The 24,309-nt window shown below is 39.7% G+C and carries 24 protein-coding genes and 1 riboswitch; of the genes, 19 read left to right on the top strand and 5 right to left on the bottom strand.

What is annotated here, in order from left to right; genetic code table 11:
• Positions 1 to 414, top strand: coding sequence for a biopolymer transporter ExbD (locus tag B5G52_RS03760; RefSeq protein WP_087531358.1), 414 nt, complete (start codon positions 1 to 3; stop codon positions 412 to 414).
• Positions 415 to 463: 49 nt separating this feature from the next.
• On the opposite strand, the gene B5G52_RS03755 is transcribed toward B5G52_RS03760, so the two are convergent.
• Both B5G52_RS03755 and B5G52_RS03750 read right to left on the bottom strand, forming a co-directional pair.
• Positions 464 to 1,804 (bottom strand): porin, encoded by a 1,341-nt coding sequence (locus tag B5G52_RS03755; protein WP_087531357.1) that lies wholly within the window; start codon positions 1,802 to 1,804, stop codon positions 464 to 466.
• A gap of 128 nt (positions 1,805 to 1,932) precedes the next feature.
• Positions 1,933 to 2,421, bottom strand: a complete 489-nt coding sequence (locus B5G52_RS03750; RefSeq protein ID WP_087531356.1) for a MarR family winged helix-turn-helix transcriptional regulator — start codon at positions 2,419 to 2,421, stop codon at positions 1,933 to 1,935.
• A gap of 336 nt (positions 2,422 to 2,757) precedes the next feature.
• On the opposite strand from B5G52_RS03750, the gene B5G52_RS03745 reads away from it, so the two are divergent.
• The 11 genes from B5G52_RS03745 (at position 2,758) to B5G52_RS03695 (ending at position 15,886) form a co-directional block, all read left to right on the top strand.
• Positions 2,758 to 3,609: a D-hexose-6-phosphate mutarotase gene (locus B5G52_RS03745; RefSeq protein ID WP_087531355.1), complete on the top strand. Its 852-nt coding sequence runs from the start codon at positions 2,758 to 2,760 to the stop codon at positions 3,607 to 3,609.
• Between the two features lie 53 nt (positions 3,610 to 3,662).
• Positions 3,663 to 4,223 (top strand): PH domain-containing protein, encoded by a 561-nt coding sequence (locus B5G52_RS03740; protein WP_087531354.1) that lies wholly within the window; start codon positions 3,663 to 3,665, stop codon positions 4,221 to 4,223.
• Positions 4,216 to 5,748, top strand: a complete 1,533-nt coding sequence (locus tag B5G52_RS03735) for a PH domain-containing protein (RefSeq protein WP_087531353.1) — start codon at positions 4,216 to 4,218, stop codon at positions 5,746 to 5,748. The genes B5G52_RS03740 and B5G52_RS03735 overlap by 8 nt, the downstream gene beginning before the upstream one ends.
• A gap of 205 nt (positions 5,749 to 5,953) precedes the next feature.
• Entirely contained in the window at positions 5,954 to 6,085 is a 132-nt protein-coding gene (locus tag B5G52_RS22270; RefSeq protein ID WP_254911135.1) for a hypothetical protein, read from the top strand.
• A gap of 395 nt (positions 6,086 to 6,480) precedes the next feature.
• Positions 6,481 to 7,095, top strand: coding sequence for a SemiSWEET family transporter (locus tag B5G52_RS03725; protein WP_087531351.1), 615 nt, complete (start codon positions 6,481 to 6,483; stop codon positions 7,093 to 7,095).
• A gap of 88 nt (positions 7,096 to 7,183) precedes the next feature.
• Positions 7,184 to 7,810: a PhzF family phenazine biosynthesis protein gene (locus tag B5G52_RS03720; protein WP_087531350.1), complete on the top strand. Its 627-nt coding sequence runs from the start codon at positions 7,184 to 7,186 to the stop codon at positions 7,808 to 7,810.
• 150 nt (positions 7,811 to 7,960) lie between these two features.
• The gene (locus tag B5G52_RS03715) at positions 7,961 to 9,139 is read left to right on the top strand and encodes an efflux RND transporter periplasmic adaptor subunit (protein ID WP_087531349.1); all 1,179 of its coding nucleotides are present in this window, start codon (positions 7,961 to 7,963) and stop codon (positions 9,137 to 9,139) included.
• A 14-nt stretch (positions 9,140 to 9,153) separates the two neighbouring features.
• The gene (locus B5G52_RS03710; RefSeq protein WP_087531348.1) at positions 9,154 to 12,330 is read left to right on the top strand and encodes an efflux RND transporter permease subunit; all 3,177 of its coding nucleotides are present in this window, start codon (positions 9,154 to 9,156) and stop codon (positions 12,328 to 12,330) included.
• 161 nt (positions 12,331 to 12,491) lie between these two features.
• Positions 12,492 to 12,575: riboswitch (cyclic di-GMP riboswitch) on the top strand.
• A gap of 114 nt (positions 12,576 to 12,689) precedes the next feature.
• A complete protein-coding gene (locus tag B5G52_RS03705; RefSeq protein WP_087531347.1) occupies positions 12,690 to 13,259 on the top strand; it encodes a chitin-binding protein in 570 nt (189 codons plus the stop codon).
• Between the two features lie 116 nt (positions 13,260 to 13,375).
• Positions 13,376 to 15,454, top strand: a complete 2,079-nt coding sequence (locus B5G52_RS03700; RefSeq protein WP_087531346.1) for a S9 family peptidase — start codon at positions 13,376 to 13,378, stop codon at positions 15,452 to 15,454.
• A 33-nt stretch (positions 15,455 to 15,487) separates the two neighbouring features.
• Complete coding sequence (locus tag B5G52_RS03695; protein WP_087531345.1) at positions 15,488 to 15,886, top strand: hypothetical protein; 399 nt, start codon at positions 15,488 to 15,490, stop codon at positions 15,884 to 15,886.
• 33 nt (positions 15,887 to 15,919) lie between these two features.
• On the opposite strand, the gene B5G52_RS03690 is transcribed toward B5G52_RS03695, so the two are convergent.
• Positions 15,920 to 16,393 carry a Dps family protein gene (locus B5G52_RS03690; RefSeq protein WP_087531344.1) on the bottom strand — a complete coding sequence of 158 codons (474 nt, stop codon included), beginning with the start codon at positions 16,391 to 16,393 and terminating at the stop codon, positions 15,920 to 15,922.
• A 359-nt stretch (positions 16,394 to 16,752) separates the two neighbouring features.
• Here B5G52_RS03690 and B5G52_RS03685 point away from each other — a divergent pair, with 359 nt between their 5' ends.
• Complete coding sequence (locus B5G52_RS03685) at positions 16,753 to 16,962, top strand: hypothetical protein (protein ID WP_087531343.1); 210 nt, start codon at positions 16,753 to 16,755, stop codon at positions 16,960 to 16,962.
• Here B5G52_RS03685 and B5G52_RS03680 read toward each other — a convergent pair.
• Entirely contained in the window at positions 16,959 to 17,555 is a 597-nt protein-coding gene (locus B5G52_RS03680) for an alpha/beta hydrolase (RefSeq protein WP_087531342.1), read from the bottom strand. The two genes, B5G52_RS03685 and B5G52_RS03680, sit on opposite strands and share 4 nt — an antisense overlap.
• A 26-nt stretch (positions 17,556 to 17,581) precedes the next feature.
• Entirely contained in the window at positions 17,582 to 18,118 is a 537-nt protein-coding gene (locus B5G52_RS03675) for a YaeQ family protein (RefSeq protein WP_087531341.1), read from the bottom strand.
• Between the two features lie 378 nt (positions 18,119 to 18,496).
• Here B5G52_RS03675 and B5G52_RS03670 point away from each other — a divergent pair, with 378 nt between their 5' ends.
• The 6 genes from B5G52_RS03670 (at position 18,497) to B5G52_RS03645 (ending at position 24,306) form a co-directional block, all read left to right on the top strand.
• Positions 18,497 to 18,895, top strand: coding sequence for a type IV pilin protein (locus B5G52_RS03670; protein WP_087531340.1), 399 nt, complete (start codon positions 18,497 to 18,499; stop codon positions 18,893 to 18,895).
• Positions 18,889 to 19,350: a Tfp pilus assembly protein FimT/FimU gene (locus tag B5G52_RS03665; RefSeq protein WP_369679911.1), complete on the top strand. Its 462-nt coding sequence runs from the start codon at positions 18,889 to 18,891 to the stop codon at positions 19,348 to 19,350. Before B5G52_RS03670 ends, B5G52_RS03665 begins: the two co-directional genes overlap by 7 nt.
• Positions 19,328 to 19,738: a prepilin-type N-terminal cleavage/methylation domain-containing protein gene (locus B5G52_RS03660; protein WP_087531338.1), complete on the top strand. Its 411-nt coding sequence runs from the start codon at positions 19,328 to 19,330 to the stop codon at positions 19,736 to 19,738. Before B5G52_RS03665 ends, B5G52_RS03660 begins: the two co-directional genes overlap by 23 nt.
• A gap of 8 nt (positions 19,739 to 19,746) precedes the next feature.
• Entirely contained in the window at positions 19,747 to 20,349 is a 603-nt protein-coding gene (locus tag B5G52_RS03655; protein WP_087531337.1) for a hypothetical protein, read from the top strand.
• 23 nt (positions 20,350 to 20,372) lie between these two features.
• The gene (locus B5G52_RS03650) at positions 20,373 to 22,613 is read left to right on the top strand and encodes a hypothetical protein (protein WP_140394295.1); all 2,241 of its coding nucleotides are present in this window, start codon (positions 20,373 to 20,375) and stop codon (positions 22,611 to 22,613) included.
• Between the two features lie 487 nt (positions 22,614 to 23,100).
• Positions 23,101 to 24,306 carry a tyrosine-type recombinase/integrase gene (locus tag B5G52_RS03645; protein ID WP_087531335.1) on the top strand — a complete coding sequence of 402 codons (1,206 nt, stop codon included), beginning with the start codon at positions 23,101 to 23,103 and terminating at the stop codon, positions 24,304 to 24,306.
• The last annotated feature ends 3 nt before the right edge of the window (positions 24,307 to 24,309 follow it).

Genomic DNA, 24,309 nt, shown 5'->3' with positions numbered 1-24,309 from the left:
ATGTCATTCAACTTTGATAATGATGATGAAGAGATTATGAATGAGATCAACATGACACCATTAGTGGATGTGATGTTGGTATTATTGATTATTTTTATTATTACAGTGCCGGTGATCAATCAGTCAATACAGGTCGATTTGCCCTCCGCGGAAAGTGAAAATGCCGAAGCAAAACCTGACATCATTGTATTGTCTGTAGATAATGAAGGTGGTTATTTTTGGGCTGAACAAGCCATTACAAAAGAGCAATTGATAACGCGCTTAGCAGAGCAAGCGACTAAAACTCCGCAGCCGATTTTGCATATTCGGGGCGATAAAACCACAGAGTATCAAAATGTGGTGTTTTTAATGGAGCAAGTGCAGCAAGCTGGTATTAGTAGTATGGGCTTTATTACAGAAGGTAATAAAAAATAAACATGGATACAAAAAATCACCCAGCGGATTAGCTGGGTGATACAAGTATTTAGAAATAATAACCCACGTTGATATTGAAACGACGTTCGGTTTCATCACTATCACCGGCAACGGAACCACCTACAAATGGCTGGTTTTTCGCAAATACGTAATCGATGTAAGTGAATAAGCCGCCAGCAGCAATAGATACACCAGTTACGTTCATCCAGGTGTCCTCGGTATTGTCTGATTTATCATAAATAATACCGTAGTCATTATAAAATTGTAGTCCAGTAACTGGGCCCCATTCTACCGGAACACTGTAGGCAATATTTGCGTTGGTCATGGTAGCTTGCGCGGCAATGCTGTCATAAAATGAGTATGCCCCCACAGCCATACGATTGACATTATCTATATCATAATCGTACTCGCCATGTTGCAGCTGAAGGTTCCATGCGCCAATATTGCTGTTTAAGTGCAGTGCCCATGCATTGTAATCACCCGCACGATCTACGCCATCGTGTAAGCCACCCGCTAACGCCGAGAAGCCCACTTCAGTTTTACCGCCATCATGCTCAAAATGGTAGCCATAGCGACCAGAGAACGTATTGTATTCGCCAATTGGGTTACCAACCAGGTCGCCATTTTCATCTCTAGCACCAGGATCGCCATACACACCTTCATCAGCACTGCGAAAACCAACTACGTCGTATGAATAACGATCGCTACGATTATCTACAGAACCGTCTACACCGCCTTGCTCATCGTTTTTAAAAAAGCCTAAATCAAGCTGCCAGTTGTCGGCAATTTTACGCTTGAAGAGCACACCCATATCGTGATCATCTTCAAGGCCAATGTAATAAGTGGTCCCGAAGAAATAGTTGTGCGAATTATATGGCCAGTTACCAAATGGTACTTTAGTGATACCTGCTTGCACCTGCCAATCATCGGCAAAGTCATAAGCTGCATAAGCATATTTAACCGCTGTCATGTAGTCAAAAAAACGAATTTCAGCATTGAGCATGACGTCGCCAACATCACCAGAAAAATTCAGTCTAAAAATATCGAAATCGTAATCGCCGCCACGATCTTGGCTGTCTTCATCATAAGAGGTATGGCTGTAATTGGTACGTACTGCACCACCAATTTTTATGCCTTGCGGTTCTTTTTTGCTTTCAACCGCCGCAGTTTGTTGCTCGGCCGCTTTTTGCTGCTTTGCAATTTGCTGGTCAATTTCTTGCTGTTGCTGGGTTGCTTTTTGCTCAGCTGCATCAAGTTTTTGTTGAAGCTGTTGCATTTGCTGTTGTAGTTGTTTTAATTGGGTCTGCATATCATCAATATCTGATGCATTTGCTTGGCTAGTGGTGGCCCCTAGCAGTGTCGCGAGGGCTAACTGTGATAGTTTAAGCATGATAAGTCGCTATTTTGAGATTGAGTATGCATAGAATAGACTATTTATACTTATTACCCAAGTAATTGAACATATTACGCTAAGGTAAGATACTGTTTATTTTCATTATTATGACAGTATTTTTACTACTAAAGTTTACTATCTGCGGCTCGGGTGATCAGGCCAACTTCAAGCAGCGGGGCGGCATCAATACTTTGCGCATCCATCATAGTCGCAATACGTTGCATTGATGATAGTAACTGGCTCTGCTCCCATTGTTCAAGTGAAGAAAACTGTTCTATAAAGTGTTCTTGCAGAGGTTGAGGGGCATCGGCAAGAATATCTTTACCACTTTGAGTGAGGTAAATACTCACACGACGCTTGTCTAGTTGGCTGCGTACTCGAGTAACTAAGTTGCGGTTTTCTAATCGATCCAGAATATTGGTTACAGTAGCCGGGCTTAAATTCACATTTTGTGCGATACGACTGGCAGTAATGCCGTCTGTTTGTGCTACCTCGGTCATTATTAACAGCTGTGGCCCAGTCAACCCTGAGGTTTTATTTAACTGTTTAGAGTGCAGATCAATCGCACGAATTACTTTGCGTAATGAAACCAACAGCTCGTCATATTTTTGCATTATTTTATCTCTTGATAGGGGCGGTTGCGAACAAGGAACGATCGTAATCGATAAATATTACACATCAAATAAATAGAGTTCAAATAGTTGAGGTGGATTAACGCTGTATTATTGGCTTTACAGTTAGTCGTTACTGATAGCAACTTTATTTGAATTGAAATTAAATTCAGCTCATTTGTTACTTATTTTATTAACTGTTTTTATCAGCTAAGTTATATGTTGAGCATGACTAAGTGAGAAATTATAACTTTGTGGCAAAAAGCATTAATTAGTATTTACTAATTGGGGAAGTATTGGGTAAGGTATTGCAGGCTTTTCATTATTATGGGACGTATTATGAAGTTATCTCCATCTGTAAGCATTGAACAATCGGACTCTGGATTAGAATATATTAATATCGCAAGCGATTTTTGCAGCGCGAAAATTTTTCTGGAGGGTGCGCAATTAACAGAGTTCACTCCGAGTGGTAAAAAGCCGCTGATTTGGGTTTCAAGCGAAGAAGATTACCAAAAAGGTAAGAGTATTCGTGGCGGTATACCAATTTGTTGGCCTTGGTTTGGGGTAAACCCAAATCCAGATTGGCCTATCCATGGTGTTGCGCGTACCAGTTTATGGCGTGCAGATGAGGTATCGGAACAAGATAAAGAGATCCGCGTTAGTTTAACGTTACCAATGACTCAGGTAGATGAGACATATTGGCCGCACAAATCATCTCTTAAAGTAGAGTTTGTATTAACTACAAAACTTGAAGTTCGCTTAACAACAACCAACTTAAGCGATCAAACAATTACCTTTAGTCAGGCACTTCATACTTATTTTCCAACACCAGCTATTGAAGATACAAGAGTAGATGGCCTACAAGGTTCTAAATTTATTGAGTTTGGTGAAGGCCCATTTGATCAAAATGAACTCATTGGTTTTGCCCGCGAAACGGATATGGTTTATACCCAAGCTGCCGATACACAGCGCATTATTACACCAGATGGTATTATTGAAGTTGGCCGTGAAAACTCAAGTTCGTGCGTTCTGTGGAATCCGTGGATAGATAAATCAAAACGTTTATCTAATTTTGCCGACGATGAATATCATACTATGCTGTGTTTAGAGGCAGCTAATGTGATGGATGACAGTGCTGTTGTTGAGCCCGGGCAAAGCCATACACTCGCCACGACAATTAGCTGGGTTTAAGCTAACTTAAGCCAACTTACACTGATAAGTTGGCTTTTGAAGGAAAATGTAACGTGTTTGAAAACCATCAACTTGACTGTTTACCGCAACACCAGTCTATCGAATTTAAGCCCCTCGCAAATAACGCATTATTGCATGCACAATTGAGTTGGTTATTATTTTACGTCCCTTTGATGGCTGTGTTAGCCGCGGCGTGCTTTTTCAATCAAAACTTTGCAAGTGTGGCACAAACCCCATTAATGATTGGCTTGCCAGTCATTTTAGTTTTGTCGTTAATTTTTAATATAATTAGCGTGCGTTTGAAAGGTGTTGCAGTTCGTAACCACGATATCGCCTATCAAAAAGGCGTTATTTGGCAGCAAGTAACCATTTTGCCGCTTTCACGAATACAGCATACCGAAATACATCGAGGCCCACTTGAGCGAAAGTTAGGCTTAGCAAGCTTGCGCTTATACAGTGCGGGTGGCATGAGTGCTGACTTAAACATTAGTGGCTTGAGTCACACCGACTGTAAAGATATCCGTCAATTTATACAAGATTACATTCAGCATAAACAAGCGCCTGAACAATTACAAAACAACCAATCAGTTAGCGCAGAATTAACAAATGAATAAGCAACACTGGCAACGAGTATCGCCGTGGGCGTTGCTGTACTTTGTAATACATTTTGCTTATCGATTTATTAAAGACGGTATTTTTAATTTATTACCTATTGCTGTTGTATTTGTCACTCAAGTTCAAGATAAGTTGTTTTGGGGCAAAATCGGTGCGTCGATTGCTGTTGTGGGGCTTTTGTTATATTCGTTTGCCTATTACGTGAATTTTAGATTTTGTATCACCGATGATCACGATATTTTACTCAATAAAGGGGTGTTCAAAAAAGAGCGCCTAACGCTTAGCTTTTTGCGAGTACAAAACGTGAATGTGGCAGAGCCATTTTATTTTAAACCGCTGGGGTTAGTTAATTGTATTTTTGATGCAGCTGGCAGCGTAGCGCAAGAGGCTGTGCTTCCAGGGGTTACTCAAGCATATGCTGAAGATGTGCGAGAGCAGGTGCTCACTTATAAAGAATTGCAGCAAGTAGTTGAAGACCAACAAACGACTGACAGTGAACAAGTTGCAGAAACCCTATACAGTTTAAAATTGACCAATAAAGAAGTCGCTAAATTTGGTTTAATGTCTAATATGGCAATACTTGCACTGGCCGCTTTAGCGCCATTTATGAATGTGTTGTTTGATTTTTTTGAACAGGCAGTGATTAACCGCTTGGAAGCTTTTTATGAGCAAGAAGTGGGTTTGCTGATTAATGCAGCTGCATTGGCAGTATTTTCAATATTGCTTATGCTGGTCATGCTAGCGGTTTTGCTGTCGGTTATAATGTCGCTAATTCGGTTCTATAACTATGAGTTATATTTTCAGGCCGGCAAGTTCAAGCGTATCTCTGGCTTGCTAGAACGTCATCAATTGTCGGTGAGCCTTGATAAAGTGCAATCAATTGTAATTAAAAAAAATCTGATTGCGCGTTTGCTACAGCGTTACACAATACAGTGTTTCCAAGCGACGAGTGGTTATGTTACGGGAGCAAAGAGTAAGCAAAGTTTGGTTATGCCGGTATTAAAGCATGAGCAAGTTAATCAAACACTCCAGCGCGTTTACCCTTGGTTAAGTGAAGCGAACTTTGATTTTAAAGCAGTGAAATTTAAAGGCGTTGAGCAAGCTCTACTGCTTAAAAACTTCCTGTTTTACTCATTGTTACCAAGCCTCTTGTTTGGCCTATTTAATTATTATGTAGTTGCTAGCCACGCTTTATATAGTATCTGTATTTTTGTGATGTTGAGCTGCTTAGTGTATTTATCGTATAAGCGCTATGGCTATTACTTTTATCATTATCAAGGGCGCTACTACGGTATTTTTAGAAGTGGGATGCTGGGTGTACAGTATCGAGTGTTTGAGCTGTACAAAGCTCAGAGTACGCGTGGAGTTAGCACGTATTTTATGCGAAGAGTAGGCTTGAAAAGCTTGTCTATACAACTGGCTTCGGGCAATGTTAGCTTGCCTTATCTAAAAGCAACGTTGGCAGATGAAATTATAGACTTTACTTTGCTTCAAGCAGAGTTAGAACAGCGAAATTGGATGTAAAAACCCAATTGCAAATAATTATCAATTGCATTGATCTATTTTAAATACCCATTATACTAACACCCTCGGTAACTCATTTGTTGTGGAGGTTATGATGGTTTCAACGCTCTGTTTAATCGCTTTTTGCTGTATTTTGGTTTTAATGTGCCATATTCGTTGTCATAAAAAACCATCGCTGATTTGTGCGCGCTGTGGTGTGCTTGTAGTGGGGAGCTTGATTACATTGGCCATGTACAGCGCAGGCCTTGGCGCATTACGTACCGTATTGGTGTTTGTTGTATCTGTGTTTATTATCAGTATGTTAGTGAGTTTAGTTCAGCCACTAGAGATTGATTAACACGCTTTCTTACATTTTATGCTCTCTTTTATTACACGTTATGGCCATAATAGTTAAAAATAAAACTATCAGGGATCATGATGAAAAACACACTTCTTACAACTTGTTTATTAGTCGCGTGTAATGTGCAGGCTCAGTGGAAAACTATTTATACCGAGCATTTTAACCTCTTGAAATTATTTTCCAGCAACCTCAATTGTAAACTTGTGGCAACTGTAAGGCTAAGTTGCCAGTTTTAAGTTGTTTTAATTTTAACCAAAGGTTGCTTGTTAATTTCAGCCCTATACAATGCCGCGCCTAAAATAAATTCAGTTAAAACAGTTGTTTACATCGTGTTTTTGCTTGATTTATATAATAGTAACTTATTAACCATTATGTAACTAGCGAGGTTTGCTTTGGCGCATTATTTGCCTATTTTATCATCTTTTATTTTAGTGTTTAGCTTCTTACCGCTTCTAAATAAAATCCGTAAAAATCGCAGTGTATCGGGACTGTCATTATTGATGATGAGCTTTGGTGTAGCGCAAAGCGTTTATTTTATAACCTATAATTTATATTTTGAACGTTTTTACATGGTGTTGCCATTTGTGGTGACAGGCAGTTTAAGCGGCTTAATTTTATATTACTTTGCTCGCTACAATGCAAAAAAAAGAGAACGAATTCAATTGACTGCTATGCTTGGTTTTTCTCTTTTGCCATTTTTATTATTATTAAACCCGCAGCTTGAAACAGCTCAGGTGCTGACCTGGCTAACATTTGTTGGCTTAATCATGAGCTCGGTGCGCGTTATGCCGCAAACGTACAAAACCCTGCGCAGTGGTGATATTAGTAACCTAAGTGCCCGCTATTTCAGCTTGCAGTTCATTGCTGGTTTATGCGGTTTGTTTGCTGAGTTTGCAATGGCTGCGCCGAGTACTTCGCATATTTTGACTTTCGTGATGATCTTACTTACTAATGCTGCCCAACTTGGCTGCATTCAATACTATAAAATGCGTCCAGTCGCGGCTTAGTCCAGCAAAAATGAAATAATTTTGATGTTCAATTAGCTCAGTGTATGGCAGTTTATTAGAAATATGTTTCCATACCGTGAGCTTTTTAATGCAATTAACTATTCATCAAATAGATGCATTTACCAGTGAGTTATTTAAAGGCAATTACGCTGCTGTTATTGATTTAGAAGCGTGGCTAAGTGATGAGCTAATGCTCAAAATTGGCGCTGAAAATAATGTCTCTGAAACCGCATTTACCTGTCGTCAAGCTGATGGTAGTTTTGCTATGACCTTTCCAAAGCAAGCACCTACTGAGGTAGATAATAAACCAGCAGAGTTGTTACAAGGCTTGTCTATACAACCAGTTGAGGTGTTGAAGAATAGGCAAGCTTACTTTGCCATTTATGAAAATGAGCAAGATGTTTTTGATCTAAAAACTGATTCAGCATTACTTAAAACCTTATTCCCACTGGACGTTGTTGCAACGGCTCCCAGCGTAAAATATGATTTTATCTCTCGTTATTTTTGGCCTGCCAGTGGTGGCGATGAAGATTTTGTAACAGGCTCCATTCATACAGGTCTTGCGCCATACTGGGCGCAGCAATTAAATAAAACCTCTTTAAGTGCTTATCAGGCATCAAGCCGCGGTGGCCATATGCAATGTGATGTAGGTGAACATATCGTGACCCTAACAGGGCACGCTGTACGTTATATGCAAGGCACTATTTTCCTTTGATTTAATCTCATTTTTTACTTTCTTGAATTGTAATCGCGTGGGTTACTAAGCTGTGTATGTATTTTTGTAACAGTTGCTTACAAATGTCATGTTAATGTTTCATTCAGCTCTGTTATTATGGCTCCAGTAAAAAATTAAGGGGTATTAATAATGCGAACAACTCTATTGAAGTGGGTGTTGCCGTTTGTTGTGTTAAGCGTCGGTATTGCTGGCTTTGCAGGAATAAATGCAATTGCACAAGAACCAGAAAAACAAGACGTTGTAGATACACGACCGGTTGTTAAAGTAGAACCGGTTGCTGCGAATAATCATCAAGTTGTGATTAACAGTTATGGTGAAGTTAAACCGCTTGAGAGCACTCGCTTATCAGCGCAAGTCTCGGGTGAGGTAGTAAGTTGGCATCCGAACTTTGTTGCTGGTGGCATAGTGGCTCGTGGTGAAATCTTATTTACAATAGAAAAAGATAATTACGAAGCTGCTTTATTACAAGCCCAAGCAGAGCTTGCCCAAGCTCAAGCACAATTAATTGAAGAACAAGCGCAAGCACAAGTAGCCGAAGATGAAGCGAAGCGTTTTCCTGATAAGGAGCGTACCGCGCTATTTTTACGTAAACCACAAGTACTCAGTGCTAAGGCATCCGTTAAATCTGCTCAAGCTCGATTAAAACGTGCGCAACGCGATTTAGATAACTGTGAAGTTACAGCTCCTTATGATGCACTTGTTGTGAGCCGTGAAATTGGTGTTGGCCAATATATTAATATGGGCACACAAGTGGCTGAATTAAACAATATTGAAACAGCTGAAGTTATTATTCCAATTGCGGGCTTTGATAGTGTGTTTTTACCTGAGCGTGTTAAAGGTATAAAAGCGACGGTAATGAAAACTGGTTTGCATGGCTTTAGCCGTGAAGCGAAGATTGACCGTGATTTAGGTGTAGTAGATAACGCGACTCGCATGAGTAGTTTAGTTGTTCGTATTGATGACCCATATGGCTTAGTAAATAAACAACATGCAATTAAATATGGTACATATGTACAAGTAAATTTTGCCGGTGCAATGCTGGAAAATATTTATCGTTTGCCGCAAGAGTTGGTGAACAATCAAACGGTATGGATTGTAAATGCAGAACAACAACTAGAACCACGCAAAGTAAAAGTGATTCGTGAAGAGGGTGAGTATTTTTATATTAGCGATGGTTTGGAGGCCGACGACCAGCTGGTAATGACTCTACCTGAATATCCGCAAAAGGGGATGGCGGTTAAAGTTGCTGGTGTTCAAGATGTTAAAAAAATTGATGCACTAGATAGTGCAGCCACTGAAAAACTATAAAAGGTGACTGCGTTATGAGTAACACGGAACTACCAAAATCAGAGCAAGCAAATATCGCCCCTGCAAGTACAGAAAAGCAAACAGGCTTAATAGCCTATTTTGCTAATAACTCTGTTGCTGCAAATTTAATGATGGTTTTCATTATTGTGATGGGCATCATTAGTTTTTTCACAATTCAACGCCAGATGTTCCCAAACATCGAAGTTAACTATATTACTATAAACGCAAACTACCCAGGTGCTTCGCCCCAAGAGATGGAAGAGAGTATCTTAATTAAGATTGAAGAGTCTTTAAAAGATATTACTGAAATTAAAAAAGGGACCTACCGCGCATTTCGCAATGGGGGGAGTGCACAGCTTGAAATCAATACCGATGTTGAGTTGACCGATGTGCTCGATAAAGTAAAACTGCGCGTCGATGGTATTGCTACTTTTCCTGCGGGGATGGAGCCGGTCACCATAAGTCAGGTTGAGTTTCGCCAAGATGTAATAGGTATGACGCTCGTTGCTGATTTACCTTTGTTTGAACTTAAACCTATCGCGAACCGAATTGAAGATGAGCTACTGCAGCTGTCAAATGTCTCATTAGTGCAAAATGATGTGCCACTGGATGAGATAGCAATTGAAATTGAGCCAGATACGTTACGTCGTTATAACCTTACGTTAAGTGAAGTAGCCGCAGCTGTGCGTCGTTACTCAGCTAACTTTTCTGCAGGACAATTAAAAACCGATGCAGGTGTAATATCTGTAAGGGTTGAAAACCAGCTTTACTCTGGTGAAGAGTTTCGTCAAATTCCAGTTAAAATTGGCGCTAATGGTGCCAAAGTATTACTGCAAGATATTGCTGTAATTAAAGACCAATTTACAGAAGGTGAGCGCTATTTTAAATTTAATGGCGAAAATGCCGTTTATTTATCTGTGAAAGCAACGGAGCAGCAAAGTATCATTCCTGTTGCAGATTCAGTTAAAGCATTTATCGATCAGAAAAATAAAGAGTTACCGCCTGGTGTGCGTTTAGAGCCGTTAATGGACTTCACTTATTACCTGAATGCGCGTTTAGATATGATGGTAAGTAACTTGATCCAAGGCGCTATTTTGGTAGCTATTATGCTATCTATTTTCTTGCGTTTTAAGCTTGCATTGTGGGTAATGATTGGTCTGCCAGTGTGCTTTTTAGGTGCGATGATGATGATGCCGCTGTTTGGTGTAACCATTAATATTCTATCGTTATTTGCCTTTATTATGGTGTTGGGGATTGTGGTGGACGATGCCATAGTCATTGGCGAAAGTGCCTACACCGAAATCGAGAAAAAGGGTGGGGGTGTAGTTAATGTTGTCAACGGGGCTAAAAAAGTTGCAACACCAGCCACTTTTGGGGTGTTAACAACTGTTGCCGTATTCGCGCCATTTACGCTATCAACCGGTCCTGAGAGTGCGTTCTTTTATGGTATAGCTGTAGTGGTTATGCTGTGTTTAATCTTTAGCTTAATTGAGTCAAAACTAATTTTACCAGCGCACATCGCACATACTAAGTTTCCACCAATTAAGCCGGATAGTTGGCGAGCACGCTTTAATAAGCGCTTTTTTGGCTTTGTGAATGGCCCATACAGACGCTTTATTGTGCGCTGCGTTGAATGGCGCTGGGCTGTGTTTTCTTTATTTGTTGCTCTGTTAATTATCACTTTTGCTTTGATAGCATCAAATCAAGTACGTACTGGGTTTATGCCCAAAATACCGCATGATTATCCACAAATTAATTTAGAAATGAACGATAATGTTTCGGATATGCAAACTATTGAAGCGATACGTGAAATTGAAGCAATGGTTATTGCTATTGATAAAGAAACTGAATGTGAATATGGGCATAAGTTAATTAGGGATGTATTGGTTTTCAATCAGGGCCGTACAGAAGCGCAACTTTTAGCACCTTTGGTTGAAGAAGATTTACGTCCTTATAATGCATTTGAGCTTTCTCGTCGCTGGCGTGAAAAGATGCCAGTTATCGCCGGTGTTAAGTCGTTAACAATTTATGATGATGTAAATAGCCAAGGTGGTGGCGATGGTGAGTTTGGTTATTTACTCTATGGCTCAGACATCGACACGTTAAATGATGCAGGTCGTCGGTTTATTCAGCTATTGCAGCAGCAAGAAGGTTTGTTTGATATAAGCTCAACCATTGACCCTGCCAGCAAAGAAGTGCAAATGAGCTTGAAGCCAGTGGCTTATGACTTAGGCCTAGACTTAGCAACGATAGCTAACCAAGTGGGCGCTAGTTTTTACGGTGGTGAAGCGCAACGTGTTATACGCCGTGGTGAAGAAGTACGCGTTATGGTGCGCTACCCTAAACTCACTCGAGAGGCATTTTCATCGCTTAAACATGCAGTTGTGACTACGCCACAAGGTAAAGAAGTGTTGCTAGGTGATGTAGTTGAGCTTACTGAAACACCGGGGATTAGCTATATTCGCCGTGAAGGTGGTTATCGTACAGTATATGTTTATGGCAATATTGACGAAGAAGTTATTGAACCAAATGAAGTGATAAACCAGGTAAAAGATAAATTATTACCTCAGCTTAAAGAAGAGTTTCCAAGTGTAAAATCAGAACTTGGTGGTGCAATAGAAGAGCAGCAAGCGCAAGCTAATCAACAGGTAATGTTTTTCTTTGGTGGCATGATTCTAGTTTACATTTTGCTCGCTGTACCACTAAAAAGCTATGCCCAACCCCTGATAGTGATGTCGGTAATTCCATTTAGTTTAACGGGGGCAATTTGGGGGCACTTCTGGTTTGGGCTAGATTTAACGCTAATGTCTGGTTTTGGGATTATAGCTGCCGCAGGCGTTGTAATTAATGACTCACTGGTAATGACTGACTTTGTAAACCAAGCCCGTCGACAGGGGATTGCAGTTAAAGATGCTGTAATTGAAGCTGGCTGTGCGCGTTTTAGACCAATATTACTGACGTCAATAACAACGTTTGCAGGCGTGTTACCCATTATGTTTGAGACCAGCCTACAAGCACGGTTTGTAATTCCAATGGCGGTGGCTCTTGGCTTTGCGGTTATGTTTGCAACGTTGATCACCTTGGTGTTGGTACCGTGTTTATACATTATGATGAGTGATATAGGTGCGGTGTTTGGAAGTCCATTTAGAAGGCTTAAAAAACTTTTTAATCGAAACAGACAAACCGTGTAAAAAGCGACAACCTAACTAAAAAAGCCAGCACCAATGATGCTGGCTTTTGTATACCCGGCAATTAGATATCCGCTTTTTGAATGTTTATAGGTTTTAAGGATTGGTTTTTATTTCTGGTTGCATTCTTTTGTTTGATCTTTGTCAAGCGCCACTTTATACTTTAAACGTTTTGGCAAACTAATCGAAAGGTTAGGACGCAAAGCCTCCGGTCTAAGGTTTAGTACTAAGATAGCGGGGTTGCTGCACGGGTAGTCTCCTTCACTGTGTATCATTTGCCTAAAACTAGTAAAAAAGTATTTATTTTGTTCTGTAAATGTTGGATAGTACCTATTAAGTATTCATAAGGTGTTACTTTGTTTATGCATTCGTCATTGGCCTGTGGAAAATGGTCGGCAATAGGTTGCTTAAATCACCATACCCAGTTATTTATTGGCGACATGGTGACGGTGACCTTTTATGATATGCAAGGAGAGCTAGTCGATTTATCGTTTGATTATAAAATCACTAACAGTGAGCAAGGTGAACCACAAAATTGGCCTCGTCGCATTGCCGAGCACATTAATATGTATATCCCGTTAATTGAAGCGGGAAAAATGACAGAGCAGGGGTTGGTAATTGGCTATCGCTCTAATCAAATTTACGCGTTGGATGGAAGTGGTATCACACAAGCGGAGCTAACATTCCATTGCGTTGCTCAATGCGATGATTGGGAGCAAGCTAAGCCTGCGTATGATTACATTTACCCTGATAAGAGTAATGACTACAACGCAGGGGTTAAAGTATTACAGCCAAAAACAGGAATGATTTATAAATGTAAACCGTGGCCATTTGACCGTTTCTGTAAAGTAAAAGAAGAAAATAATCCATTGTATGAACCCGGTGTTGGCCAAAGCTGGGATTTAGCTTGGCAGCAACTGCCAAATAATTGAACTGTTCCCCCTAATGCTATTTAGCATTTTCGGCCCACTCATTTGAGTGGGCTTTTTTATGGGATTGGAAAAGTTATGATAAACTCACAGCAACAACATTTTTTATTGGTTATTCTGTGTCTCTATCAAACGTATCTTTGTCTTTATTACCTAACGCCCCTGTAGCGCGTAAACAATCACATTCTTTAATTACGCATGAAAAAATGCGTGTCGATGATTACTACTGGATGCGTGATGATGAAAGAGAAACCCCTGAAATACTCGATCACTTAAACGCAGAAAATGAATACTGCGATAAACAACTCGCGCCAATTAAGTCTTTTCAAACGCAATTATTTGATGAATTAAAAGGCCGAATAGTTAAAGACGATAACAGCTTTCCGGTGAAAGATGGGCAGTTTTGGTATCACGCAGAAGTGCGTGGCGATGATGAATACGCCCGGCATTATCGCAGTAGTGATATTAGCAGTAATGATAAGCAGCTTCTGTTAGATGTTAATAAGCTAGCTGATGGCTATGAATTTTATGACTTAGGTGAAGTTGCGATCAGTCCTAATGAGCAACTACTTGCTTACTCAGAGGACACTGAGGGTCGCCGTATTTACACCGTGAAGTTTAAAGTGATAAGCGATGACTGCTTACTTGACGATGTACTTGAGAACACTGAAGGCCAAGTGGTTTGGGCTAACGATAATCAAACGGTATTTTACGTTAAAAAAGATTTAAAAACCTTACTGGGTTTTCAAGTTTACCGCCACGTATTAGGTACTTCGCAAGATGAGGATATCTTGGTATACGAAGAACACGATCGCAGCTATTTTATGGGGCTGGGGAAAAGCCGTGATGAAAGCTTAATTATTATTGATTTAGCAAGCACTGAAACCAATGATACCTGGGTGCTCGATGCCAATCAGCCAAGCGGTGAGTTTTCACAGTTAATGCCTCGAGAAGAAGGTCACGAATTTGATGTTGATAAGTTAGGTGATACTTTTTACATCGTCACTAATTGGCAGGCAAAAAACTTCCGCTTAATGACAGCGACACCAGCAACGGTAGCAGATAAAAGTCAGTGGCAAGAACATACCCCGCACCGTGAAGATGTGCTGCTTGAAGATGTTGAAACGTTCGATAAATTTTTAGTGCTAACAGAGCGCGAACTTGGCCAAACGCGCTTTGTAGTTGTTAATCAACAACAGCAGCGTATGACCTTGGAATTTGATGATCCCTGTTATTATGCTGCGGTTGCTATGAACCCAGAAAGTAACTCTAAAACAGCACGTATTTATTATTCAAGCCTAACGACACCAGGCTCTTTATATGAGGTGGATTTAGCAACGGGTGCAAAAACCTTGTTAAAGCAGCAGCAAGTATTAGGCGACTTCAAAGCTGAAAACTATGCCTCAGAGCGATTAATGGTGACTGCACGAGACGGCGAAAAAATTCCTGTTTCATTAGTTTATCGTAAAGATTTATTCAAACAGGATGGTACTAACCCGTTATTTCAATATGGTTATGGCGCATATGGTATAACCATTGATCCCAGCTTTTCGAGTACCTCACTTAGCTTATTAGACCGTGGTTTTGTTTACGCGATTGCTCATGTTCGTGGTAGTGAAATGCTAGGACGAAATTGGTATGAACAAGGTAAAAAGCAACATAAAAAAAATAGTTTTAGCGATTTTATTGATGTCACCAATGCTTTGGTTGAGCAAGGTTATGGGGCAAAAGATAAGGTATTTGCATCGGGTGGGAGTGCGGGTGGTTTATTAATGGGCGCGGTGGTTAATCAAGCGCCAGAATTATATTTAGGCATAGGCTGTCATGTACCTTTTTTAGATGTGCTGACTACAATGCTTGATGAGTCTATCCCTCTAACAACTAATGAGTACGATGAATGGGGTAATCCAAATGACCCTGAGTATTATGATCTAATAGCTGCGTATTCTCCGTATGATAATATTAAAGCACAAGTTTACCCAAATATCTTGGTGACTACAGGCTTGCATGACTCGCAGGTGCAATATTGGGAGCCAATGAAGTGGGTAGCAAAAGTGCGAGAATACAAAACAGATGATAATATTTTAGTATTTAAAACTGATATGGATGCAGGTCATGGCGGTGCATCAGGACGTTTTAAGAGCTTAGAAGAAAAAGCCTTAGAAATGGCCTTTTTTATTAGTTTAATTAATAAGTAGCCCTTACAGCGGGCACTTTCTATAGGTAAAGCAATGTTTGATGCACATGGTGATTGGCAATACTCGATAGAGCCACCAATTATTTATATTAAGATAATTGGCTGTTTTAATCGTGAAGGCGTTCAAGCTTTCACGAAATCAATTTTTTCGGACCTAGCACAATTGCCTGCTAACTCAATTGAATATGCCATAATTAATCTGGCAGAGTTTGAACTTGCCACAGCTGATAGTTTAGCCATTGCAAAAGAGTATTTTCACGGTGTAAAAGCGCGTGGCTACAAACAGGTCGACTACCTTCAACCTAGTTTAATTGCAAAAAATATGCTGGAACATATTTGGCAAGGAAGCGATATGAACATACAGTTTTATCCTAGCGTTCAAAGCTACTTAGAAAGCTACCCTGACTATGAATATGTAAAAAGCTGGCTTTAAAAAGAAGGCCCTTAATTAAGGGCCTTATTAATTTTAGTCTAAGTATGCTTTTAACATCCATACTAATTTTTCTTGCTCAGAAATATAATCACTCATCAGTGAAGCCGTACCTTCATCTTGTGCATCACTTGCTTGTTCTAAGATATCACGCTGCATCTTAATTAGCGTGCTGTAGCCTGCTAATAAATTTTCGACTGCTGTAACACCATCACTAATGTTTTTAGCTTCTTTAATCTCGCTGATCTCTAAGTAATCTGAGAATGCATGTAGTGGTGCGCCATCAAGGGTTAAAATGCGCTCAGCGACTTCATCTACTTTTAAAAGTAGTAAGTTATAAATTTCTTCAAACTTGATATGTAGTTCAAAAAAGTTGCGGCCTTTAATATTCCAATGAAAACCGCGGGCATTCATATATTGAATCTGGTAGCTGCTTAACAGAGTATTGAGTGACTTTACGATATCTTCACTTTTTGCGCTGTTAAGACCAATTGCGTTTACCTGTGACATATTTCTCTCCTAAAATAAACTGATAAGTGTTCTTGATGACTGAGGTATAAGTATCACCGAATATTATGAATCTGTAAAATGGTTATAATTAATGATATCGATAGGTTTTATCTATCATAGATTGAGTTTAATAAAATATTTTTCTATCCAAACTTATAATAGACATGGGACTTAATTTTGTAAAAACCACCCCTAGTAATTTAAACACTCCATTGATATGTAAAAATAGATTAAAAATATGATCTACAGCAAACTTTTTATCACATTGTGGATTGTGACGTAGCAGAGTTGATTTAGGTCAATAGTTTGTTTTTTAGCCGGCTCATACTAAGCCCAGTTACATAACTGGGAGAGTTCACATGCAAGCAAAAACAGAAAAAGAAAGTAAAATGGAGTTGGTTGTTATTGGTATCGCACTGCTGGCATTTGTTGTTGGTTTAGTGGGACATTTAGCAGGCGCAAGTTTTGCAAACTTCGACACCTTTGGTTATATAGCAGCACCAACCCCATTGATACTAGCAATCATTGCATTTGTTGCTTATAAAGTGGCTGCTAGTGCAGAGTACTAAACAAGTAAACTGACAATATAATTCATCACTTGGCGTGAGTAGATCATACCTGTGTGACTTAAATGAAACACTTTATGCTCTGCCATGCCATTGAGTTTGGTCTCGTCTAGCAGTACAGTGCCATCGGATTGACTACCTTTGGCTATTAATGGCATCAAACCTAAGGGTAGATCGCCAGCAATACTGTAAAGTTCGGCATTAAATGGCCAATCCCCATTTTTAGACAGTAAAAATTCCACACTGTTTTTTAAAAATACATCAAAGCCTTTTTGTTGCATCTGATGCGCTATATGGCTGCCTTTATGTGGAGTACCTAAGGTGATGACCTTTGTAACATTAAGGCTTTGATCTGATTGCGCTTCTAGGTAAGCGCGTGCCACCAAGCCGCCCATAGAATGGCAGACTAGTGCAGTGTTTTTGTCACTTATAAAGGCATCTATTTGCTTAAAAATAGTGTCACGATCAGGTGTGAGAGTATTATAAGTTAGATTTAGGATGCTCAACCCAGCTTTTTCAAGGCGTGAGCACAGCGGGCGCATAACAAAGCCAGACATATACAATCCATGTAATACCACAACTTGTTTAACAGCCATACACCCTCTTTTTTACAGGATACAATTTACATTAATTGTACGGGTTTAATCTCAATGTTCACTGAATCAGAGCTCACCCATACATCACCATCTTGAATAGTAATAGTCAGCGATATATTGCGATCAACCAATCCGGAAAGTGCCTGTGTTGCGGCAAAGTCTAAACTATAAATGCTTAAGTTTTTAAATTCATACAGCTTAGGTTGATGTTTTTGCCACCAAATAGCTTGATTATTTTCACCATAAGTATAGAGCATTACTTGTTTAGATTTATTACAGGCCTTTTTAAGGCGCTTTTCATCTGGTAAGCCAAGCTCAACCCATAATTCAATCTCATCGCTGTAGTTTTTATGCCACAGCTCTGGTTCATCATCAGCCGATAAACCTTTAGTGAATTCTAAACCTTCGCAGGCATTGAGTGCATATGCCAGCAAGCGGATCATCAAGCGCTGATCGTTTTCAGATGGATGCTGCGCCAAGGTTAAATTAAAGTCTTGGTAAAGGTGGCGGTCCATATCGCTTAGCGATAATTGCGCTTTAATAATCGTAGATTTAAGAGCCATAACAGTTTATTTGAAAAAATTTGCGCTAGTATAGCGCAATTAAACCGTTAACCAGTAAAAAACTGATGATGCTTTAAGTTCTGTTATTGGTATTAAATTAAGTCTGTAGGGTTATATCTGCATCTGATTTTTAGCTCAGCTGCTGCGGTTGATCTAAGTTTAATAAAAATTGTAATACTATTGAGTAGAGCTCTTTTGCTCAGCGAGGTATAAATTATTATGTAAAAGCTATAAATAGTTTCTTGTATAACCAATAGTTATTACCAAATATCGTTTCTTCGAATGTATAATAGAATTTTGTGGTAATAATATAGGCTCAAAGTGTTGGCCCTCTTGAGTTGATAGCTATAAATTGTCTTTTAATGGAAAGGTGTTGTAATGAAATACTGTTCTGATCAGTATAGTAGCTGTTATAGGCAGCTAGGTTTTACCTTAATTGAGTTAATGATTACACTGGCTATCATCGCTATTTTGGCGACAATTGCATTACCATCTTATCAAAATTACATTGAACGTAGCCGTGCTCAAGTCGCAGGTGCTGATTTAGTTGCGCTCTCAGTGGCACTTGAAAACCACTTTCAACGTCAATTGAGTTACACAGGTGCAACTACCAGCAATGTGAATTGGTATCAAGCTTCTACTGATTACACTATAACCATGACTCTTACCGCAAGTACTTATAGCCTAAAAGCAACTGGCTCTGAATGCACCCTCACATTAACTCATGAAGGCACTCGTACCCTATCTGGTGGCTGTGGCGGATTGAGCTCTTGGTAAGCAAAGAATCGGGCTTGTCCCTTATTGAATTAATGGTGGTGGTAAGCATTATCGGTGTATTGGCATTGGTGGCTGTGCCTTATACAAAAACATGGGTGTACGATGCACAAATTAATGATGCTAAAAGCCAACTGAATAGCGCTTTTAAACAAAGTAAAGCATTAGCTCTGCGCAACCCTGTAGACGCGCGAGGCGATAGTAGTAGCGCTTCTTGTATTAGTCTAATGAATAATAAACTGGAAGTTCGTCAACCAAATGGAAATATTTGTTCAGGAACTATTATATGGCAAGGAAAATGGCCAGAAGGTGTAGAGTTAAGCAGCGATAATAAAAGTCTAACGGCTATCTTTATCAATAATCGTGGAGCCGTGTTAAGTAATAATACTCCCCTCAATTCAAATTTAGATTACGCATTAAGCAAAGGCAGTGTGAATGATACCGGTCAACTTTATTAAGGGACGAACTTATCAAAGAGGTATATCTTTGATTGAAGCCATGGTTGCAATGTTGATTCTGGCGGTTCTTTTTTTGGGAATTGCACAAGTGCTAGCGCGCGGACTTGTGAGTCAGCGTTATATGAATACTCAAAACTTGGCTTTGTTGGAAATGCGGGAGCGTTTTCAACAAAGCAACGAAATAAACCTATGCACAAATCCAGGCAGTTTAAACTGGGTGGGTACTGTACCGCTGATGGCGAACTGTAACGAATCCGAGGTGACTATTTCTGCTGGTGGTATTAGCGTTCCTGTAACGGCTTATTCTATTACTTTATCTACTACAGAAAATGATACCTCAAGCGAGTTATTTGGTGGAGATGGAGTTATACGAATGTCGGACGAGTAGGAAGTAGAATGAATAAGCAATACGGTATATCGTTAATTAGCTTGTTAATTGGGTTGTTAATCTCATCTATTGTTTTGATTGGGATGATGATGATTTTTCGCAATACGATACAAACTACTGTACCTGCGTCTGAATCCTCTCGTAGCGATGGTGAACGTGTATCAGCTTTACTATCTGCGCACATGTTATTACAAGACGCAGGCTTTGGTATCGCTGATGCGGCTTATAATACACACTTACGTATATTAAATGACGATACGTTGGTAGCTTTAGATGCGCCTTCGGGGTCAATAGCCACAGGAAATACCATTGTGTGGTTAAGTGATATTGCTGGCAGTATCCAATGCAATGGATTACGTGCCGATACCAGTGGCGGTTTATGGCGAGTGTCTTGCGATACTATGATGGGTAACATTACTCCTACTGCTCGACTTGTTTTACCTTCTCAATATTCAACTGACGATGTAGAGCCAATTACAATAGTGGCGACACGGGCCCCTTGTTGGCCATTTGGTATCGGAGTTGAGGGGAGCATTAAAATTACGTTAGTTGTGCAAAACTCAACAGAGCACTTTATAGATAGCTCTACGTGCATGGTGAATTTTGTATGATAAGTGAGCAATAAATGAGTGCCATGAAGTTTTATAAACCATTCAAACAAAATGGAGTTGCTACTATTGCTATATTGCTTTTTGTTGGTGTAGCAATATCCGTTGCAGTATTTGGAGCTTTTAGAGCTGTAGAGGGATCGCAAAGTCAAGCCATGACCTTTCACGCTCAAACTCAAGCTCAGCGAAAAGCCTGGGCAGGAGTCGATATAACATCAAAATATTTAAGCTCTTTAAGTAGCGATAACTTAGAAATATTAATTGAAGCTTTACCCTCAAAATCAGATTCAGAGCTGCCACAGCAAAAGTTAAATGCAGAAATTGAGGATGAAAATATACAATTGTATATTTATAAAGAAGAAGTTGATGATGATGTATTTATTTATGCAGAAGTCACAGGTGAAGCTGCAAAAAATACAAGGGCACATGCTACCTCAACCATAGAAGCTGTATTTGAAATGCAACAAAGTAGCACTACAGAGACCACTTCATGCTCAGTAAACAGAACCGCAGTTATGCGTGGAGTAACTAATTTAACTGGCGGGGGAACGAACTTTATTTCTGGGGATACCTTATCTGATATTGCTGTTGAAGGTAGCCTAACGCTGGGTTCCTCTTCAAAAAGTGGTATATCAGGCTGTGCTAGCGGTGATGTTACTATGAGTGGTGGAGGAATTAAAGATAATGCAACTTTGCTCGTTGGAGGAGAGTTTAAGGTTGATTCGATGTCTCAGCCAAATAATGCAAGTGTCTGGGCGCGTGATATTAATATTGGAAATACAGGCAATGGAGATTATAACTTTCTTCGTGCAGGCGCTTATACCACGACTATATTAGATAAAAATGGAATTGTAATAGGCACGGGTGATGTTGGGGGCAAGCTAATTACAGATTCTACAAATTCTTCTCTTCCTTGGATATCTGGTACTTTAATCCCAACTAAAAATATTCCTTTTGTTATAGAAATGGATACTGGTGGGAGGTTATTAGTTGATTTGAGCGAAGCTATTATAGATGAGCTAAGTGGCTTTGTGACTGGGCAGAAATATGAGGTATTAGAAGGTGAAGGGTCTTTACCTTCTACATTACGATTTGAAGCAAGTAATATTTCTGGTGGCAGTATAAATATATATAGCCTAAACGTTAACCAGCTCTGGGGGCATAGCATTTTTGCTGATGGCTATGGTGCTAACTATAATACCGTTCTATCAAATGGTGATTTTATTATGGGGGCTGGAGATATTGGAACATTAGTTGGTGGAGGAAATCTAACAGCTAGCGAAGGTGGATGTAGTAGTAGTTCAAACTGTTGGAACACCCCCAACCTTGCAAGCACAAGTGAAATTGCAGGTTTATTTAATGTACCTAGCTACTCAGGGAGTGTTGGTCTTAAAAACTTAACTCAGCAAGTTTCGTATCTTAGCCCAGGGTTACCTGGAATTCCATTTTGTGACACAAGAGTTGAGCAAGTTGTTGCCGAAGATTTTAAAGCATCTGCTAATTATATATTTGAAGAGATAGGTGCAAAACGACAATTAACCATCCAGCATGTAACATTATCAGACGGTACAGAACTAGATGGGGTTTATGATTTATTGACAGAAGATCTGCGATCATTCAATGGGCAGCCATTTTTAACGTGTGGTTGGGGAAATAATCATTGTTTTCGAGGTTATAACGTTTGGGAACTAGATGGTCTTTCAGCTTTCCCTCCAGGGGTTGCTTGGTTTGATAGCTCACTTAAAATTAATGGTGTGAGTAGTAATAATGCAGTAAGTGGCATAGGAAAAGATCTTCTTAACACTTTAATTACTGTTGGGGATGTTGAGTTAACTAGCTCAGGACATGGTGATATTATTGCTCCCAATTTTGATGTTGTGGCCCTATGTCAAGGCAATATCATTCCTACAAATCTTTGTAATCAAAGTGGCGAGTTAGTTGGTGATGACAATAGCGGTTTATCAATTGCCAATTCAGCTATTGTTTCAGAAGAGTCTTTAAGTGTTGCTGGTTGGAGTATGAGTGGCCATGTTACGCTGGGTGGTGGAATCACAACGACAGGAGCTAAAGTTATTATCAACGGGGGCTTAGTTGTCGGATCTAATAAGGATGGAAGTACTACTGTCGGTCAAGGAGGATTGGAAGTTAACACTCAGAATTTATCTGAAGACCAATTACAAACTTCATGCACTAATGATAATGGAACTAATGAAAGCTCAGGTATTCAGCTTAAAGGAAACGGTCCAATTTGGACTCGATATCTATAAATAGTGCATATATTAAGGTGAGTTAAGGGTAAGCTAAGCCTTTAGTCATTTCTCAATTATTAAAAGTAATTACATAACTTATAGTACATAGGTAATATTGGTTTGATTACTGTTTTATTTTTAAAAACACTAAATCACTCTTCTGTAGTAAACTACCCAATATTAGTTGAGGTGATAAATCGAAATTATTCACCCAGTACCCCGCATAGCACTTAATTAAGTAAAGCATGGTGTTATGGGTTGAGATGAAAGGCTTATAAATCAAATGAGTAGAGCAGGAATACAGTGGTTCCCTGGGCGCTTGCATTAACTTCCGTAGCAATCCTTGCTTGTGTTTATCTTCTTATAAAAACAATAGCTTATGTTATTTTTATTCCGAGCTTGTCCGGTCTGGTTTCTCTACTTCTACTATTTTTAGTACCCATGTTAGTACCCATGAGATTGTGTTTTATATATACTAGCCTTAATTAGCATTGTGGAGCTTATTATGGCTAGGCCTGTAGTACGTCTAACAGATAGAAAAGTAAAATCGATTACTAGTACTAATAAAGAGCAAACGCTCTCTGATGGTGGTGGTCTTCAATTACGAGTTTTACCTACGGGTACTAAGTCTTGGCAGTTTAAGTTCAAGAATCCAGTTACTGAAAAGTTCAACAGAATGCCTCTTGGGATATATCCATCTCTATCGCTTGCTAGCGCCCGTACTAAAGCAATTGAGTATCAGGAGTTGCTAACGCAAGGTATTAACCCAAAGGCATATGAGTTAGCTAAAAAGAAAGCAGAAAGCCGGAAAGCTGCCAATACCTTCTTAACAGCCGCAGAGCTTTGGTATGAACGTAAAAAGCCTACTGTAACCGCTCACCATGCAGCCAGAGAGTGGCGAACGCTTGAAATGTATATATTCCCTAAGATGAAAGATATACCGTTAGAAAACATTACAGCGATTGATACCATTGAAATACTTAGGCCATTAGAAGCTGACAGTAAACACTCCACAATAAAGCGTATTTGCCAAAGCTTAAATCAGATCATGGATTACTCAGTAAACCACGGGTTTATTAATGCCAATCCACTTGCAAAAATTATAAAAGTATTCACTAAAAATACAGTAGAGCACATGGCTACTATTAAGCCTGACGAGCTGCCTGACTTTTTAACCGCTTTAAATAACTCTCAAACCATACAAAATAAAACCAGTCTTTTAATTTTGTGGCAACTGCACACTATGACTCGCTCAAAGGAAGCCGCAGGCACTAAGTGGGCAGACATTAATGTTGAAGAGGCTGTTTGGGTGATCCCTGCTGAAGAAATGAAGCGAAGAAGAGCCCACAGAGTGCCTTTAACACCAGCTACCTTAGCAATACTTGATCAAATGAAGCCATTAAGCGGCCACCATGAATATGTGTTCCCGAGTGAACGTAATGAAAAGAGCCATGCCAGTACCTACACAGTTAATGCAGCTATAAAGCGAAGCTTAGGCTACAAAGATAAGCTGGTGGCTCATGGCTTGCGCTCCGTTGCTTCTACAGCGCTTCATGAGAAAGGTTACGATAGCCTTTTGGTCGAAGCCTGCCTAGCCCACGCAGATGAAAACGAAACAAGAGCGGCATATAACCGCTCTGATTATTTAGAACAACGCAGGCCAATAATGGGCTGGTGGAGTGAGTTTGTTGAGCAAGCTAATTTAAAGTAATAG

It is taken from the genome of Pseudoalteromonas sp. A601 (genome assembly GCF_002165575.1).
Taxonomy (GTDB): Bacteria; Pseudomonadota; Gammaproteobacteria; order Enterobacterales; family Alteromonadaceae; genus Pseudoalteromonas.
Note: the sequence above shows the minus strand (reverse complement) of the source record. Positions and strands in the feature narration are given on the sequence as shown.